Origin of the sequence: Benzoatithermus flavus, assembly GCF_037908215.1 — a bacterium.
Lineage (GTDB): Bacteria > Pseudomonadota > Alphaproteobacteria > Geminicoccales > Geminicoccaceae > Benzoatithermus > Benzoatithermus flavus.
In genome coordinates this window covers 33,827-49,278 of record NZ_JBBLZC010000033.1, presented here as the reverse complement: position 1 = coordinate 49,278, position 15,452 = coordinate 33,827, and the positions used below count along the sequence as shown (strand labels likewise).

The following is a 15,452-nucleotide window of genomic DNA, read 5'->3' as shown; positions in this document are numbered from 1 at the left end:
GGGGACAATATCGGGGTTCTGTTGCGCGGCACCAAGCGGGACGAGGTGGAGCGCGGGCAGGTGCTGTGCAAGCCGGGCTCGATCACGCCGCACACCAGGTTCAAGGGCGAGGTGTACATTCTGACCAAGGAGGAGGGCGGTCGGCACACGCCGTTTTTCTCGAACTACCGGCCGCAGTTCTACTTCCGCACCACCGACGTGACCGGGTCGATCAAGCTGCCCGAGGGCACGGAGATGGTGATGCCGGGGGACAACGTGGCGATGGACGTGGAGCTGATCAGCCCGATCGCGATGGAGAAGGGCCTGCGCTTCGCCATCCGCGAGGGTGGCCGCACCGTCGGCGCCGGCGTCGTCGCCGAGATCATCGCCTAACAGGAAGGAACGGTTCGGCAGCGGACCGGCGACACGCATGGAAACGCAGAACATCCGTATCCGGCTCAAGGCTTTCGATCACCGCGTGCTCGACCAGTCGGTCCGCGAGATCGTCGGCACGGCCAAGCGAACGGGGGCCCGTGTGCGTGGCCCTATCCCGCTGCCGAACCGGATCGAGCGCTTCACGGTGAATCGTTCGCCCCACATCGACAAGAAGAGCCGCGAGCAGTTCGAGATCCGGACGCACAAGCGACTCCTCGACATCGTCGACCCCACGCCGCAGACCGTGGACGCGCTGATGAAGCTCGACCTCGCTGCGGGCGTGGACGTCGAGATCAAGCTCTGAGGGTGAGGCCATGCTGCGTACCGGGCTGATCGCCCAGAAGGTGGGCATGACCCGACTGTTCGGCGTCGACGGCAGCCATGTGCCCGTGACGGTGCTGAAGGTCGAGAAGTGCGAGGTCGTGGCCGTCCGCACCAAGGACAAGGACGGCTACACCGCCGTGCAGATCGGCGTGGGCAAGGCCAAGCCGAAGAACGTGTCGAAGCCGATGCGAGGCCACTTCGCCAAGGCCAAGGTCGAACCCAAGGCCGTGCTCGGCGAGTTCCGGGTCTCCGAGGACGCGCTCTTGAACGTCGGCGACGAGCTCCATGTCGGTCACTTCGTGGCCGGCCAGTTCGTCGACGTCGTGGGCGTCTCGATCGGCAAGGGCTTCGCCGGTGCCATGAAGCGGCACAATTTCGGCGGCCTGCGCGCCACGCACGGTGTCTCGATCTCGCACCGGAGCCACGGCTCGACCGGCAACCGCCAGGATCCGGGCCGCGTGTTCAAGGGCAAGAAGATGGCGGGCCACATGGGTGCCCGTCAGGTGACGGTGCAGAACCTCGAGGTGTTCGGCGTCGACCCCGAACGCGGGCTGATCCTGCTCAAGGGTGGCGTGCCGGGCCCGAAGGGCGGATACCTGCGCATCTCGGACGCGGTGAAGAGCGCTCTGCCGAAACAGGCGCCATTCCCCGCTGCCGTCATCCACAAGGGCGAGGCTCTCGAGACCTTCGCGGTCGGCGAGAGCGAGGCGTAAGCGATGCAGGTTCAGGTCAAGAATCTGGCTGCCGAGGAGGTGGGCTCGGTCGAGCTCCCCGATACGATCTTCGGCGTCGAGGTGCGCACCGACATCCTTCACCGTGTGGTGGTCTGGCAGTTGGCCAAGCGCCGTGCCGGCACCCACAAGGTGAAGAGCCGCGGCGAGATCGCCCGCACCGGTGCGAAGATGTACAAGCAGAAGGGCACCGGCCGGGCCCGTCACGGCTCGCGGCGCGTCAACATCTTCCGCGGCGGCGGTGTGGCCTTCGGACCGAAGCCGCGCGATCACGCGATCGATCTGCCGAAGAAGATCCGGGCGCTGGGCCTCAAGTGCGCGCTCTCGAGCAAGGCCAAAGAAGGCAAGCTCGTGGTCCTGGACGAGGCGAAGCTGCCCGAGCCCAAGACCAAGGCTCTCGTCGGCGCGTTCGACAGGCTGGGCTTGGGCTCGGCGCTCGTGGTCACCGGTGCCGAGGTCGAGCGCAACTTCGCGCTCGCGTCGCGCAATCTGCCGCTCGTCGACGTGCTGCCGGCGCAGGGGCTCAACGTGTACGACATCCTCCGGCGCGACACGCTCGTGCTGACCCAGGATGCCGTGCGCCGGATCGAGGAGCGCCTGGCATGAACCGGCTCGCGATGTACGACGTGATCCTGGCCCCGGTCGTCACCGAGAAGTCGACCCGGGTCTCGGAACACAACCAGGTCGTCTTCAAGGTCAGAAAGGACGCGACCAAGCCCGAGATCAAGGCCGCCGTCGAGGGCCTGTTCGGCGTGAAGGTGACCGCGGTCAACACGCTGGTCCAGAAGGGAAAGACGAAGCGCTTCAAGGGCCGGGTGGGCTTCCGCTCGGACGTGAAGAAGGCAATCGTCACCCTGGCGGAAGGCCAGAGCATCGACGTGACGACGGGAATCTGACGCCATGGCGCTCAAGACCTACAACCCGACCAGCCCGTCGATGCGGCAGCTCGTCCTCGTCGATCGGAGCGAGCTGCACAAGGGCAAGCCGGTCAAGAAGCTGACTGTGGGCCTCTCGAGCTCGGGTGGGCGCAACAATCTCGGTCGGATCACGACCCGCTTCCGCGGCGGTGGCCACAAGCGGGCCTATCGCCTCGTCGACTTCAAGCGACGCGGCAAGTGGGGCATGACCGCCACCGTCGAACGGCTCGAGTACGACCCGAACCGGACGGCGTTCATCGCGCTGATCCGTTACGAGGACGGCGAGCTCGCCTACATCCTGGCCCCGCAGCGGCTCCAGGCCGGCGACAAGGTGGTGGCGGCCGACCGCGTGGACGTGAAGCCCGGCAACGCGGCGCCGCTCAGGGCGATCCCGGTCGGCACGATCGTCCACAACGTCGAGCTGAAACCGGGTGCCGGCGGCCAGCTCGCCCGCTCGGCGGGCGCCTTCGCGCAGCTCATCGGCCGCGACGGCGACTGGAGCATGCTGCGGCTCGGCTCGGGCGAGATCCGCAAGGTGCGCTCGGAGTGCATGGCCTCGATCGGTGCCGTGTCGAACCCCGACCATCAGAACGTGAACTGGGGCAAGGCGGGCCGCATGCGGTGGAAGGGCCGTCGCCCGCACAACCGCGGCGTGTCGATGAACCCTGTCGACCATCCGCACGGCGGCGGCGAAGGCCGGACCTCGGGCGGCCGGCACCCGGTGAGCCCGTGGGGGCAGCCCACCAAGGGCCACAAGACCCGCCGCAACAAGAAGACCGACGGCATGATCATTCGCAGCCGTCATCTCGCCAAGACCAGGGGAGCCTGAGGCTGATGCCGCGCTCTGTTTGGAAGGGCCCGTTCGTCGACGGCTATCTCTTCGACAAGGCCGAAGCTGTCCGCGCGTCGGGCCGTAACGACATCATCAAGACCTGGTCGCGCCGCTCGACGATCGTGCCGGATTTCGTGGGTCTGACCTTCGCCGTCTACAACGGTAAGAAGTTCGTGCCCGTCTACGTCACCGAGAACATGGTCGGCCACAAGTTCGGCGAGTTCTCGCCGACCCGGACCTATTACGGTCACGGCGCCGACAAGAAGGCGAAGAGGAAGTAGGCCATGGGCAAGCCCAAGCGCGAGCGGTCGCTTGCCGACAACGAGGCCATGGCCGTGGCGACCCTGCTGCGCACCAGCCCGCGCAAGCTCGATCTCGTGGCGGCGCTGATCCGCGGCATGGACGCGGGCCGGGCGGTGACCACGCTCGAGTTCTCGCGGAAGCGCATCGCCCAGGCCGTGCGCAAGACGCTCGAGTCCGCGATCGCCAACGCCGAGAACAACCACAATCTCGACGTCGACCGGCTCTACGTGGCCGAGGCCAGCGTCGGCAAGCATATGGTCATGAAGCGCCTGCACGCCCGTGCGCGCGGCCGTGCCGGCAGGATCGAGAAGCACCTGAGCCGGTTGCGGATCGTCGTGCGCGAGCGAGCCGACGAGGTCGAGACGGCCGAGAAGGAGGCCGCCTGATGGGCCAGAAAGTCAATCCGGTCGGGCTCCGGCTCGGCATCAACCGCACCTGGGATTCGCGCTGGTACGACGATCGTGGCTACGCGAAGCTCCTGGCCGAGGATCTCAAGATCCGCTCGTTCATCGAGAAGCGGCTCGCTCAGGCCGGCATCAGCCGCGTCGTGATCGAGCGTCCCGCCAAGCGGGCCCGGATCACGATTCACACTGCCCGCCCAGGTGTCGTGATCGGCAAGAAGGGCCAGGAGATCGAGACGCTCAGGAAGGAGCTCGCGGCGCTCACCTCGGGCGAGGTGCACCTCAACATCACCGAGGTGCGGAAGCCCGAGCTCGACGCGAAGCTCGTCGCCGAGAACATCGCCCAGCAGCTCCAGCGGCGCGTGACCTTCCGTCGCGCCATGAAGCGCGCGGTACAGTCGGCGATGCGCCTGGGCGCTCAGGGCATCAAGGTGACCTGCGGCGGCCGCCTCGGCGGGGCCGAGATCGCCCGCAGCGAGTGGTACCGCGAGGGCCGCGTGCCGCTGCACACGCTGCGCGCCAACGTCGACTTCGCGCGTGCCACGGCGCACACGCCCTATGGCACGTGCGGCGTGAAGGTCTGGGTGTTCCGTGGCGAGATCATGGAGCACGATCCGATGGCCTACGACAAGCGCCTGGCCGAGATCGGCCCGAGCCACGAAGGCCACCGGCGCGATCGCGAGCGGGGTGAACGGCCATGATGCAGCCCAAGCGCACGAAGTTCCGCAAGGCGCACAAAGGCCGTATCCACGGCCTTGCGAAGGGCGGTTTCGAGCTTAACTTTGGTGCCTACGGCATGAAGGCGCTCGAGCCCGGCCGGGTGACGGCCCGGCAGATCGAGGCGGCCCGGCGTGCCATCACGCGCCACCTGAAGCGTGTCGGCCGGGTGTGGATCCGGGTGTTCCCGGATGTCCCCGTGTCGAAGAAGCCGGCCGAGGTCCGGATGGGCAAGGGCAAGGGCTCGGTCGAGTTCTGGGTCTGCCGCATCAAGCCCGGCAGGATCATGTTCGAGATCGACGGCGTACCCGAGGAGCTGGCGGCGGAGGCCATCCAGCGCGGCGCCGCCAAGCTTCCGGTGGAGACCCGCTTCGTGCGGCGCATTCAGCAGACCGGCGAGGAGGCCGCGGCGGCATGACCAAGGTGGCCGACTTCCGTGCCAAGACGACGGACCAGCTGCGGGACCAGCTCCTGCAGCTCAAGAAGGAGCAGTTCAACCTGCGCTTCCAGAAGGCGACGGGACAGCTCGAGAGCACCGCTCGGGTGCGGCAGGTGCGGCGCGACATCGCGCGCATCCTGACTGTGCTCGGCGATCGGGCGAGGTCGTCGTCTACCGCAGCGCAGGGTTGAGGAGTTAGACGGCGATGCCGAGGCGCATCCTCCAGGGCACCGTGGTGAGCGACAAGGGCGACAAGACCGTGATCGTGTCGGTCGAGCGTCGCGTCATGCACCCGATCTACAAGAAGTACATCCGGCGCACGAAGCGGTACGCGGCGCACGACCCCGAGAACCGCTACAAGGTCGGGGACGTGGTCCGCATCATCGAGTGCCGGCCGTTGTCGCGGACCAAGCACTTCGAGGTGCTCGCCGAGGGTGCCGAGGCTGGTGCCGCCGAGCCGACGACGGAGGCCTGAGCCATGATCCAGCCCGAGACCAATCTCGAGGTCGCCGACAATTCCGGCGCCCGCCGGGTGCAGTGCATCCGTGTGCTCGGCGGCTCGCACCGGAAGTACGGCGGGGTGGGCGACGTGATCGTGGTCTCCGTCAAGGAGGCGATCCCGCGCGGCAAGGTGAAGAAGGGCGACGTCCACATGGCGGTCATCGTCCGCACCGCCAAGGAGATCCACCGCCCGGATGGCAGCGCCATCCGCTTCGACAAGAATGCGGCCGTGCTCATCAACAAGCAGGGCGAGCCGATCGGCACGCGCATCTTCGGGCCGGTGACGCGCGAGCTTCGGGCGAAGCGCTTCATGAAGATCATCTCGCTCGCCCCGGAGGTGCTGTGATGGCCGCGAAAGTCAAGAAGGGCGATCGGGTCGTCGTCCTGTCCGGTCGGGACAAGGGCAAGGAGGGCGAGGTGCTCGCCGTCATGCCCAAGGAGAACCGCGTCGTCGTGCAGGGCGTGATGCTGGTCAGGCGGCATCAGAAGGCGAGCCCGCGCAACCCCGAGGGCGGGATCGTCACCAAGGAGGCGCCCATCCACGTCTCCAACGTGGCGCATCTCGACCCCAGGGACGGCAAGCCGACGCGGGTGGGCTTCAAGTTCCTCGAGGACGGCCGCAAGGTGCGCTACGCCAAGCGCTCCGGCGAAGTGATCGATCGCTGAGAGACGTAAGATGGCACGGTTGAAGGAGCATTACCGCGAGGTCGTGGCGCCCGCGCTGCAGAAGCGGTTCAACTACAAGAACCCGATGCAGGTGCCCCGCCTCGAGAAGATCGTCATCAACATGGCGGTCGGCGAGGCGGTGCAGGACGCGAAGAAGCTGACCAACGCCACGAACGAGCTCGCGAAGATCAGCGGCCAGAAGCCGGCGATCTGCAAGGCACGGAAATCGGTCGCGAACTTCAAGCTGCGGCAGGGCCAGCCCATCGGCTGCAAGGTCACGCTGCGCGCCGAGCGCATGTACGAGTTCCTGGATCGGCTGATCAACATCGCGCTGCCGCGCGTGCGCGATTTCCGCGGCGTGTCGCCGAAGAGCTTCGACGGCCGGGGCAACTACGCCTTCGGCATCAAGGAGCAGATCATCTTCCCCGAGATCAACTTCGACGACGTCGACGAGACGCGGGGAATGGACATCATCATCTGCACCACGGCGCGGACCGACGAGGAGGCGAGAGAGCTGCTCGCGGGCTTCAACATGCCGTTCAGGAAGTGACGGGGCGAGGTCAGGTCATGGCGAAGAAGAGCGCCGTCGAGAAGAACAACCGTCGCCGCCGTATGGTGGACCGGTTCGCGGCCAAACGCGCTGCTCTGAAGGCGATCATCATGGATCGCGACCGCGACCCCGAGGAGCGCTTCGAGGCGACCTTGAAGCTCGCGGAGCTGCCGCGCAACGGCTCGAAGGTGCGGGTGCGCAACCGCTGCATCCTCACCGGTCGCCCGCGCGGTTACTATCGTAAGTTCGGTCTCTCGCGCATCGCGCTCCGGGAGCTGGCATCCGAAGGCCAGATCCCCGGCGTGGTGAAGGCGAGCTGGTAAGGCGGGAATAGCCAAGATGGCGATGAGCGACCCGCTCGGGGATATGCTGACCCGGATCCGCAACGGGCAGATGGCGAACAAGAGCGCCATCAAGGCTCCGGCTTCCAAGCTGCGGGCCAATGTGCTCGAGGTGTTGCGGCGCGAGGGTTACATCCGCGGCTACGAGACGGTGGATCTCGGCGGCGGCAAGATGGAGCTGAACATCCAGCTCAAGTACCACAATGGCGAGCCCGTGATCCGCGAGCTGCGTCGGGTGTCCAAGCCCGGCCGCCGGATCTATGCCGGCGTCAAGGAGCTGCCCAAGGTCTATAACGGCCTCGGCATCGCGATCCTGTCGACGCCGCGCGGGGTTCTGTCCGACGCCGAGGCGCGCGAGGCGCGGGTCGGCGGCGAAGTGCTCTGCACGGTGTTCTGACATGTCACGGATCGGCAAGCATCCCGTCGTGGTGCCCAGCGGCGTCACGGTGAACCTCGAGGGTCGCAAGATCACCGCCAAGGGCAAGCTCGGCGAGCTCTCGCTCGAGCTGCCGCCCGAGGTCGACGTGGCGCTCGACGACGGCAAGGTCACGGTCAGGCCACGTGACCAGGAGAAGCGCTCGCGGGCGATGTGGGGCATGTCCCGCTCGCTCGTGCAGAACCTGGTCAAGGGCGTGTCCGAGGGTTATACGCGCAAGCTCGAGATCGCGGGCGTGGGCTACCGCGCCGCCGTCGACGGCAAGGTCTTGAACCTGCAGCTCGGCTACAGCCACGACATCAAGTTCGCGATCCCGCCGGACGTGAAGATCGTCTGCGAGAGCCCGACCGCGATCACGATCAGTGGTGCGGACAAGCAGCGCGTCGGTCAGATCGCGGCCGAGATTCGGGCGTTCCGCAAGCCCGAGCCGTACAAGGGCAAGGGTGTGAAGTACGCGGAGGAGAAGATCCTCCGCAAGGAAGGCAAGAAGAAGTAGGCCATGGTCAAGGCTGCTGAGCGGTTCGAGCGGCGGCGGCGCCGGGTGCGCTACGCCCTCAAGGTGAATGGCAATGGCCGTCTGCGGCTGTCCGTGTTTCGTTCGGGCCGCCACATCTATGGCCAGGTGATCGACGACGCCGAGGGCCGGACCCTCGTCGCGGCGTCGACGCTGGACAAGACCCTGCGTGGCGAACTCAAGACCGGGGCGGACAAGAACGCGGCGCATCGCGTGGGCCTGCTGCTCGCCGAGCGCGCCAAGGCTGCGGGCATCGAGACGGTGATGTTCGACCGCGGCGGCTACAAGTATCACGGCCGGGTCAAGGCCCTTGCCGATGGCGCCCGCGAGGGCGGCCTGCAGTTCTAGGACGAGGAAAATCCATGGCACGCCAAGGTCGCGAGAGGGCCGCGGACGACCGTCAGGACAGCGAGCTGATCGATCGCCTGGTGAGCGTCAACCGTGTCGCCAAGGTGGTGAAGGGCGGCCGCCGTTTCGGCTTCTCCGCGCTGGTCGTCGTCGGCGACGGTAAGGGGCGGGTCGGCTACGGCAGCGGCAAGGCCCGCGAGGTGCCAGAGGCGGTCAGGAAGGCGACGGAGCAGGCGAAGCGGTCGATGATCCGCGTCCCGCTGCGCCAGGGCCGCACGCTGCACCACGACGTCATCGGCCATTTCGGCGCCGGCCGGGTGCTCCTGCGCACGGCTCCTCCGGGCACCGGCATCATCGCCGGCGGCCCGATGCGCGCCGTGTGCGAGGCACTGGGCATCCAGGACGTGGTCGGCAAGTCGCTCGGCTCGACCAACCCCCACAACATGGTCAAGGCGACCTTCAACGCGCTGGGGCTCGTCGTGAGCCCGCGTGCGGTGGCCGCGAAGCGCGGTCGCAAGGTGGCCGACATCCTGGGCCGCCGTGACGCTGCCGAGGCCACGGCCCAGCCGCAGGCCCGGGCGGAGTGAGCACATCATGGCGACGAAGCTGAAGGTCACCCAGATCAAGAGCCCGATCGCGCGCCCCGAGATCCAGGAGCGCACGCTGATCGCTCTGGGACTCAACAAGCTGCACCGCTCCCGCGTGCTGGCCGACACCCCGGCCAATCGCGGGCGGATCGAGAAGGTGAAGCATCTGCTCCGCGTCGAGCAGGTCGAGAGCGAATGAGTATCCGCCGATGAAGCTCAACGAACTCCGCGACAATCCGGGTGCTCGGCCGTCCGGCAAGCGCCTCGGGCGGGGCATCGGCTCGGGCCTGGGCAAGACGTCGGGCAAGGGCCACAAAGGTGCGAAGGCCCGCAAGAGCAACCCCAAGCCCCGCTTCTTCGAGGGCGGCCAGATGCCGATCTACCGGCGTCTGCCCAAGCGCGGCTTCAAGAATCCGACCCGTCCGAACTATGCCGAGGTCAATGTCGGCCGGCTGCAGGCCGCGATCGAAGCCGGCAAGCTCGACGCGGGCAAGACCATCGATGCCGAGGCGCTGATCGCCGCCGGCCTCGTCCGTCGTGCGCTCGACGGCATCCGGCTCCTGGGGCAGGGCGAGCTCAAGACCGCGGTGACGGTCGAGGTCGTGGGCGCCTCGAAGGGGGCTATTGCCGCGGTCGAGCAGGCCGGCGGCAAGGTCGTGGTGCTCGGCGCGGCTTCGGCCGAGGCGTGAGCGGCACCGCGGCAGCGAAGGGGAGATCCGAATGGCGTCGATAGCCGAGCAGCTCGCCGCCAACATCAATTTCGGCGTGTTGAGCAAGGCCACGGAGCTCAAGCAGCGCCTGTGGTTCACGCTCGGCTGCCTCGTCGTCTATCGTATCGGCACTTATATCCCGCTGCCGGGCATCGATCCCGAGGTGATGGCGCAGATCTTCCAGCAGCAGCGCGGCGGCATCCTCGGCATGTTCAACATGTTCGCAGGCGGTGCGCTCGCGCGCATGTCGATCTTCGCGCTCGGCATCTTGCCCTACATCTCGGCGTCGATCATCCTCCAGCTCATGACGGCGATCTCGCCGCAGCTCGAGGCCCTGAAAAAGGAGGGCGAGAGCGGGCGGAAGAAGATCAACCAGTACACCCGCTACCTCACGGTGCTGCTGGCGGCCTTCCAGTCCTGGGGCCTTGCCGTCGGGCTCGAGGCCATGAGCGGACCTTCCGGCTCCGCCGTGATCGATCCGGGCTGGTTCTTCCGCATCACGACCGTGATCACGATCGTGGGCGGCACCTTGTTCCTGATGTGGCTCGGCGAGCAGATCACCGCCCGCGGCATCGGCAACGGCACCTCGCTCATCATCTTCATCGGCATCATCGCCCAATTGCCGCACGCGCTCGTGAGCCTGCTCGAGCTCGGCCGCACAGGCGCCATGTCGCCGCTGTTCATCGTCTTCTTCCTCGTCATGGCGGTCGCGGTCATCGCGCTCATCGTCTTCTTCGAGCGGGCGCAGCGCCGGATCCTCGTGCAGTACCCGAAGCGGCAGCAGGGCAATCGCATCTTCGGCGGCGAGAGCTCGCATCTGCCGCTCAAGCTCAACACCTCGGGCGTCATCCCGGCGATCTTTGCGAGCTCGCTCCTCCTCCTGCCCGCCACCGTCGGCGGCTTCGCGGGCGGGGCCGGCCCCGACTGGTTCGTCGCGATCACGGCGTCCCTGGGCTACGGCCGGCCGCTGCACATCGCGATCTACGTCGCACTCATCGTGTTCTTCACCTTCTTCTACACCTCGATCGTCTTCAATCCGCAGGAGACGGCCGAGAATCTGAGGAAGCACGGCGGCTACGTGCCGGGCTACCGCCCCGGCCAGCGCACGGCCGAGTATCTCGACTACGTGCTCACGCGCCTGACCACGATCGGCGCCATCTATCTCGCAGCCGTCTGCGTCCTGCCCGAGATCCTGATCGCGCGGTACTCCGTCCCGTTCTACTTCGGCGGCACCAGCCTCCTCATCGTGGTGTCGGTCACGATGGACACTGTGGCGCAGATACAGTCCCATCTGATTGCGCATCAATACGAGGGGCTGATCAAGAAGGCCCGCTTGAGAGGGAGAAGGGGATGAGGCTGATTCTGCTCGGGCCGCCCGGAGCGGGTAAGGGCACGCAGGCGCAGTGGATCAAGGACACCTACAAGATTCCGCAGCTTTCCACGGGTGAGATGCTGCGCGAGGCCGTCGCCAAGGGTACCGAGGTCGGGCGCGAGGCGAAGGCGGTCATGGAAGCGGGCAAGCTCGTTTCCGACGAGATCATCAACCGGATCGTGGCCGAGCGGATCGACCAGCCCGACTGCGTCAACGGTTTCATCCTGGATGGCTACCCGCGGACGATCCCGCAGGCCGAGGCTTTGGACCGGATGCTCGCCGAGCGAGGCCTCGCCCTCGACGCCGTGGTCGAGATCCGGGTCGACAACGAAGCGCTGGTCGAGCGGATCGCCGGCCGGTTCTCGTGCGCGAAGTGCGGTGCCGGCTACCACGACAAGTTCAAGCCGACCAAGGTGCCCGGCGTGTGTGACGAATGCGGCGGCACCGAGTTCGTGCGCCGCAAGGACGACAATGCCGAGACGGTAAAGCAGCGCCTTGCCGCCTATGAGGCGCAGACCGCACCGCTCCTGCCGTACTATCGGGCCAAGGGCCTGGTGCGCACGGTCGACGGCATGGCGTCCATCGAGGAGGTGACCGCGGCAATCCGGCGAGCGCTGGATGCGGCGGCCTGATTGACACTAGAGGTTCGGTGCCTATAATCCCGGCGCTTCGCAGAGCCGGTCCACGGCGACGGACCGGACGCGCCGTGTGTATTGGCGCAGATTGAGGAGAAGGACGTGGCGCGTATTGCGGGTGTCAACATCCCGAGCCAGAAGCAGGTGTGGGTCGCGCTCACCTACATCTACGGGATCGGGCCCCACAACTCGAAGAAGCTGCTCTCGGAAATCGGTGTTCCGTTCGAGCGTCGCGTGAACGAGCTCACGGATGCCGAGATCAACCGCATCCGCGAGAAGATCGACCGCGAGTACAAGGTCGAGGGTGACCTCCGCCGCGAGGTCGCGATGAACATCAAGCGGCTGATGGACCTCGGCTGCTACCGTGGTCTGCGCCATCGCAAGGGCCTGCCGGTTCGCGGCCAGCGCACGCACACCAACGCGCGCACGCGCAAGGGTCCGGCACGGCCGATCGCCGGCAAGAAGAAGGCGACGAAGAAGTAAAGAGATGGCAGCTACCGACAACACCCAGCGCTTGCGTCGGCGCGAGCGCAAGAACATCTCGGCGGGCGTGGCCCACGTGATGGCGTCGTTCAACAACACCGTCATCACGATCACCGACGTCCAGGGCAACGTGATCGCCTGGGCGACGGCGGGCTCGCAGGGCTTCAAGGGCTCGCGCAAGAGTACCCCGTTCGCGGCGCAGGTCGCGGCCGAACAGGCCGGCCGCCGCGCTGCCGAGCACGGCATGAAGTCGCTCGAGGTGCAGGTGAAGGGGCCGGGCTCGGGCCGCGAGTCGGCGCTCCGTGCGCTGCAGGCGGTCGGGTTCCAGATCACCTCGATCAAGGACGTCACCCCGATCCCGCACAACGGTTGCCGGCCGCGCAAGCGGCGCCGCGTGTAAGCGCCGAGCACCCGGCGCAAGCTCCTTAAGGGCAGGGAGGCCTGGGGTGCTTCGCGGCACCCTTGGGCCTCTTGCCGTTTGACGCCGCTGTGTCCCCCGTTCGCAATCGCTGGCGATAGCGAGGAAGATCCGTGATCCAGAAGAATTGGCAGGACCTGATCAAGCCGCAGCGGCTCGACGTGCAGCCCGGCCGTCGGCCCGATCGCGAGGCCACCATCGTCGTCGAGCCCTTGGAGCGCGGCTTCGGCATCACGCTGGGCAACGCGCTCCGGCGCGTCCTGCTGTCGTCGCTCCAGGGTGCCGCCATCACCCAGATTCACATCGACGGCGTGCTCCACGAGTTCTCGAGCATCCCCGGCGTGCGCGAGGACGTGACCGACATCGTCCTCAATCTGAAGGCGCTCGGCCTGCGCATGCACAGCGATGTGCCCAAGCGCATGCATCTCAAGGTCGAGGGCCCGTGCATCGTCACGGCCGGCATGATCGAAGCCGGCCACGACGTCGAGATCATGGATCCCGACCACGTCATCTGCCATGTCGACAAGGGCGGCAAGCTCTCGATGGAGATGACGGTCCAGCTCGGCAAGGGCTACGTGCCGGCCTCGATGAACAAGGCCGAGGACGCGCCCATCGGCCTCATCGCCATCGACGCGATCTACAGCCCGGTGCGCAAGGTGGCCTACAAGGTCGACAATGCGCGTGTCGGCCAGCAGACCGACTATGACCGCCTGACGCTTCAGGTCGAGACCGACGGTTCGGTGGCGCCCGACGACGCGGTGGGCCTCGCTGCCCGGATTCTGCAGGACCAGCTCCAGCTCTTCATCAACTTCGAGGAGCCGCACCTCGCCCAGCCGCAGGAGCGGCGGCCCGAACTGCCGTTCAACCCGAACCTGCTGCGGAAGGTCGACGAGCTCGAGCTCTCGGTCCGCTCGGCCAACTGCCTCAAGAACGACAACATCGTCTACATCGGCGATCTCGTTCAGAAGACCGAAGCGGAGATGCTGCGCACGCCCAACTTCGGCCGCAAGTCCCTGAACGAGATCAAGGAGGTGCTGTCGCAGATGGGGCTGCATCTCGGCATGGAGGTGCCGGGCTGGCCGCCGGAGAACATCGAGGAGCTCGCCCGCAAGGTCGAGGAACCCTATTGAGCCAACGATAGCCCGGCCGCCGTCGCGAAGACCTCCGGCCGGACGAGAGGGAAGCACCTGTCATGCGTCACGCCAAGCGCGGCCGCCGGTTCAGCCGTAGCCACAGCCACCGCCAGGCCATGTTCGCCAACATGGCCCAGGCCCTCGTCAAGCACGAGCAGATCGTCACCACGCTGCCCAAGGCCAAGGATCTCCGGCCCGTGGTCGAGAAGCTCATCACGCTCGGCAAGCGCGGCGACCTGCACGCCCGCCGCCTCCTGATCGCCCGCACCCGCTCCGAGGCGACCGCAGCGAAGCTCATCGATGTCCTCGGCCCCCGCTACAAGGACCGCGCCGGCGGCTATGTCCGTATCCTGAAGGCGGGCTTCCGCTACGGCGACAACGCGCCGCTCGCGGTGATCGAGCTCGTGGATCGCGACGTGAACGCGAAGGGCCAGGACAGCGGCCCGGTCGAGGTCCATGAGGAGGTCGAGGCGCAGGCCGTCGCCTGAGCCCCGGACGGCCGAAGAGCCGCCGCATCTGGACAGCTTTCGGCGAAGGGGTGCCTTGCGAGGCGCCCCTTTTGCTTTTCACCGCGAACCGCCTAGCTTGCCCTCGGACGAGCCACGAGAGCCCAGGTCACGATGCCGAACCCGATCGCCGTCTTCGACGGCCACAACGACACGCTGCTGCGCCTCTTTCAGGAGAAGCTGCCGCTCACGAGCTTCGTCGAAGGCAGTGGGGCCGGTCACATCGACCTGCCGCGGGCACGCGCCGGCGGCTTCAAGGGTGGCCTGTTCGCCTGCTTCGTGCCGTCCGTCCGCCCGGCCGGCGCGGGCCTGCCCACCGGTGTCCGCGGCTATACCGCCGAGGGCCGCACACCCTCGCTCGAGCACGCCCAGCGCGTCACCTTCGCCCTCGCCGCCCGCCTGCGCCGCCTCGAGCGCGCAGGTGCCCTTTCCGTCTGCCGCAGCGTCGCCGACATCCGCGCCGCCATGACGGCGGGCCGGCTCGCCGCCGTCTTCCACATCGAGGGGGCGGAAGCGATCGATCCCGAGCTCGAGGCGCTCGAGGTCCTCCATGCCGCGGGCTTACGCTCACTCGGGCCGGTCTGGAGCCGCCCCAACGTCTTCGGCCACGGCGTTCCGTTCCGCTTCCCGAGCTCACCCGACACCGGCCCCGGCCTCACCGAGGCCGGCAAGGCGCTGGTCCGTGCCTGCAACGAGCTCGGAATCGTCGTCGACCTCAGCCACCTCAACGAGCAGGGCTTCTGGGACGTGGCGAAGCTGAGCACGGCTCCTTTGGTCGCCAGCCACTCCAACGCCCATGCCTTGTGCCCGGCCTCGCGCAACCTCACCGACCGCCAGCTCGACGCGATCCGCGAGAGCGGCGGCCTGGTCGGCCTCAACTTCGCCGCCGGCTTCCTGCGCCCCGACGGCCGCGACGATCCCGACGTACCGCTCGACGTGCTCGCCGACCATCTCGACCGTCTCGTCGATCGCCTCGGCATCGACGGCGTGGCGTTGGGTTCGGACTTCGACGGCTGCACCGTGCCCGTCGCGATTCGCGACGCCGCCGGCCTGCCGCGTCTGTTCGACCATCTGCGCGCCCGCGGCTGGGACGAGCCGAGCCTCGCGAAGCTCGCGCACGAGAACTGGCTGCGCGTCCTCGAGCGCACCTGGGGCGGGTGAGGGGTCCGATCCG

General features: G+C 67.4%; 29 protein-coding genes. All 29 read left to right on the top strand.

Annotation, left to right across the window (positions count from 1 at the left end; translation table 11 throughout):
- Window positions 1–372 (top strand): EF-Tu C-terminal domain-related protein (locus tag U1T56_RS21690; RefSeq protein ID WP_471683464.1); only part of this gene is annotated, 372 nt, incomplete at its 5' end.
- Between the two features lie 37 nt (window positions 373–409).
- Window positions 410–718, top strand: coding sequence for a 30S ribosomal protein S10 (rpsJ, locus tag U1T56_RS21685; RefSeq protein WP_418161595.1), 309 nt, complete (start codon window positions 410–412; stop codon window positions 716–718).
- 13 nt (window positions 719–731) lie between these two features.
- A complete protein-coding gene (rplC, locus tag U1T56_RS21680; protein WP_418161597.1) occupies window positions 732–1,451 on the top strand; it encodes a 50S ribosomal protein L3 in 720 nt (239 codons plus the stop codon).
- A gap of 3 nt (window positions 1,452–1,454) precedes the next feature.
- On the top strand, window positions 1,455–2,075 hold the full coding sequence (gene rplD, locus U1T56_RS21675) for a 50S ribosomal protein L4 (protein WP_418161594.1): 621 nt from the start codon (window positions 1,455–1,457) through the stop codon (window positions 2,073–2,075).
- Complete coding sequence (locus U1T56_RS21670; RefSeq protein ID WP_418161593.1) at window positions 2,072–2,365, top strand: 50S ribosomal protein L23; 294 nt, start codon at window positions 2,072–2,074, stop codon at window positions 2,363–2,365. The genes rplD and U1T56_RS21670 overlap by 4 nt, the downstream gene beginning before the upstream one ends.
- Before the next feature lie 4 nt (window positions 2,366–2,369).
- Window positions 2,370–3,215, top strand: coding sequence for a 50S ribosomal protein L2 (rplB, locus tag U1T56_RS21665; RefSeq protein ID WP_418161592.1), 846 nt, complete (start codon window positions 2,370–2,372; stop codon window positions 3,213–3,215).
- A 5-nt stretch (window positions 3,216–3,220) separates the two neighbouring features.
- Entirely contained in the window at window positions 3,221–3,499 is a 279-nt protein-coding gene (rpsS, locus tag U1T56_RS21660; protein WP_418161591.1) for a 30S ribosomal protein S19, read from the top strand.
- A 3-nt stretch (window positions 3,500–3,502) separates the two neighbouring features.
- Window positions 3,503–3,907 (top strand): 50S ribosomal protein L22, encoded by a 405-nt coding sequence (gene rplV / locus U1T56_RS21655; protein ID WP_418161590.1) that lies wholly within the window; start codon window positions 3,503–3,505, stop codon window positions 3,905–3,907.
- The gene (gene rpsC / locus U1T56_RS21650; protein ID WP_418161589.1) at window positions 3,907–4,623 is read left to right on the top strand and encodes a 30S ribosomal protein S3; all 717 of its coding nucleotides are present in this window, start codon (window positions 3,907–3,909) and stop codon (window positions 4,621–4,623) included. Before rplV ends, rpsC begins: the two co-directional genes overlap by 1 nt.
- A complete protein-coding gene (rplP, locus tag U1T56_RS21645) occupies window positions 4,620–5,057 on the top strand; it encodes a 50S ribosomal protein L16 (RefSeq protein ID WP_418161588.1) in 438 nt (145 codons plus the stop codon). The genes rpsC and rplP overlap by 4 nt, the downstream gene beginning before the upstream one ends.
- A complete protein-coding gene (gene rpmC / locus U1T56_RS21640; RefSeq protein WP_418161587.1) occupies window positions 5,054–5,269 on the top strand; it encodes a 50S ribosomal protein L29 in 216 nt (71 codons plus the stop codon). Before rplP ends, rpmC begins: the two co-directional genes overlap by 4 nt.
- A 14-nt stretch (window positions 5,270–5,283) precedes the next feature.
- Complete coding sequence (rpsQ, locus tag U1T56_RS21635) at window positions 5,284–5,553, top strand: 30S ribosomal protein S17 (protein ID WP_418161586.1); 270 nt, start codon at window positions 5,284–5,286, stop codon at window positions 5,551–5,553.
- 3 nt (window positions 5,554–5,556) lie between these two features.
- Window positions 5,557–5,925 carry a 50S ribosomal protein L14 gene (rplN, locus tag U1T56_RS21630; RefSeq protein ID WP_418161585.1) on the top strand — a complete coding sequence of 123 codons (369 nt, stop codon included), beginning with the start codon at window positions 5,557–5,559 and terminating at the stop codon, window positions 5,923–5,925.
- Complete coding sequence (gene rplX / locus U1T56_RS21625) at window positions 5,925–6,245, top strand: 50S ribosomal protein L24 (protein ID WP_418161584.1); 321 nt, start codon at window positions 5,925–5,927, stop codon at window positions 6,243–6,245. The genes rplN and rplX overlap by 1 nt, the downstream gene beginning before the upstream one ends.
- Before the next feature lie 10 nt (window positions 6,246–6,255).
- On the top strand, window positions 6,256–6,795 hold the full coding sequence (gene rplE, locus U1T56_RS21620; protein ID WP_418161583.1) for a 50S ribosomal protein L5: 540 nt from the start codon (window positions 6,256–6,258) through the stop codon (window positions 6,793–6,795).
- A gap of 17 nt (window positions 6,796–6,812) precedes the next feature.
- Complete coding sequence (gene rpsN / locus U1T56_RS21615; RefSeq protein ID WP_418161582.1) at window positions 6,813–7,118, top strand: 30S ribosomal protein S14; 306 nt, start codon at window positions 6,813–6,815, stop codon at window positions 7,116–7,118.
- Between the two features lie 16 nt (window positions 7,119–7,134).
- Window positions 7,135–7,533: a 30S ribosomal protein S8 gene (gene rpsH, locus U1T56_RS21610; RefSeq protein WP_418161581.1), complete on the top strand. Its 399-nt coding sequence runs from the start codon at window positions 7,135–7,137 to the stop codon at window positions 7,531–7,533.
- A gap of 1 nt (window position 7,534) precedes the next feature.
- Window positions 7,535–8,068 carry a 50S ribosomal protein L6 gene (gene rplF / locus U1T56_RS21605; RefSeq protein ID WP_418161580.1) on the top strand — a complete coding sequence of 178 codons (534 nt, stop codon included), beginning with the start codon at window positions 7,535–7,537 and terminating at the stop codon, window positions 8,066–8,068.
- Window positions 8,069–8,071: 3 nt separating this feature from the next.
- Window positions 8,072–8,434 carry a 50S ribosomal protein L18 gene (rplR, locus tag U1T56_RS21600; protein ID WP_418161579.1) on the top strand — a complete coding sequence of 121 codons (363 nt, stop codon included), beginning with the start codon at window positions 8,072–8,074 and terminating at the stop codon, window positions 8,432–8,434.
- A 14-nt stretch (window positions 8,435–8,448) separates the two neighbouring features.
- On the top strand, window positions 8,449–9,021 hold the full coding sequence (gene rpsE, locus U1T56_RS21595) for a 30S ribosomal protein S5 (RefSeq protein WP_418161578.1): 573 nt from the start codon (window positions 8,449–8,451) through the stop codon (window positions 9,019–9,021).
- Between the two features lie 7 nt (window positions 9,022–9,028).
- Window positions 9,029–9,220 (top strand): 50S ribosomal protein L30, encoded by a 192-nt coding sequence (rpmD, locus tag U1T56_RS21590; protein WP_418161577.1) that lies wholly within the window; start codon window positions 9,029–9,031, stop codon window positions 9,218–9,220.
- A 10-nt stretch (window positions 9,221–9,230) separates the two neighbouring features.
- A complete protein-coding gene (gene rplO / locus U1T56_RS21585; RefSeq protein WP_418161576.1) occupies window positions 9,231–9,710 on the top strand; it encodes a 50S ribosomal protein L15 in 480 nt (159 codons plus the stop codon).
- A 31-nt stretch (window positions 9,711–9,741) separates the two neighbouring features.
- A complete protein-coding gene (gene secY, locus U1T56_RS21580) occupies window positions 9,742–11,085 on the top strand; it encodes a preprotein translocase subunit SecY (protein ID WP_418161575.1) in 1,344 nt (447 codons plus the stop codon).
- Window positions 11,082–11,735: an adenylate kinase gene (locus U1T56_RS21575; RefSeq protein ID WP_418161574.1), complete on the top strand. Its 654-nt coding sequence runs from the start codon at window positions 11,082–11,084 to the stop codon at window positions 11,733–11,735. The genes secY and U1T56_RS21575 overlap by 4 nt, the downstream gene beginning before the upstream one ends.
- A 105-nt stretch (window positions 11,736–11,840) precedes the next feature.
- Window positions 11,841–12,221 (top strand): 30S ribosomal protein S13, encoded by a 381-nt coding sequence (rpsM, locus tag U1T56_RS21570; RefSeq protein WP_418161573.1) that lies wholly within the window; start codon window positions 11,841–11,843, stop codon window positions 12,219–12,221.
- Between the two features lie 4 nt (window positions 12,222–12,225).
- The gene (rpsK, locus tag U1T56_RS21565) at window positions 12,226–12,621 is read left to right on the top strand and encodes a 30S ribosomal protein S11 (protein ID WP_418161572.1); all 396 of its coding nucleotides are present in this window, start codon (window positions 12,226–12,228) and stop codon (window positions 12,619–12,621) included.
- Window positions 12,622–12,752: 131 nt separating this feature from the next.
- On the top strand, window positions 12,753–13,769 hold the full coding sequence (locus U1T56_RS21560) for a DNA-directed RNA polymerase subunit alpha (protein WP_418161571.1): 1,017 nt from the start codon (window positions 12,753–12,755) through the stop codon (window positions 13,767–13,769).
- 62 nt (window positions 13,770–13,831) lie between these two features.
- Window positions 13,832–14,260, top strand: a complete 429-nt coding sequence (gene rplQ / locus U1T56_RS21555) for a 50S ribosomal protein L17 (RefSeq protein WP_418161570.1) — start codon at window positions 13,832–13,834, stop codon at window positions 14,258–14,260.
- Window positions 14,261–14,392: 132 nt separating this feature from the next.
- A complete protein-coding gene (locus tag U1T56_RS21550; RefSeq protein ID WP_418161569.1) occupies window positions 14,393–15,439 on the top strand; it encodes a dipeptidase in 1,047 nt (348 codons plus the stop codon).
- The last annotated feature ends 13 nt before the right edge of the window (window positions 15,440–15,452 follow it).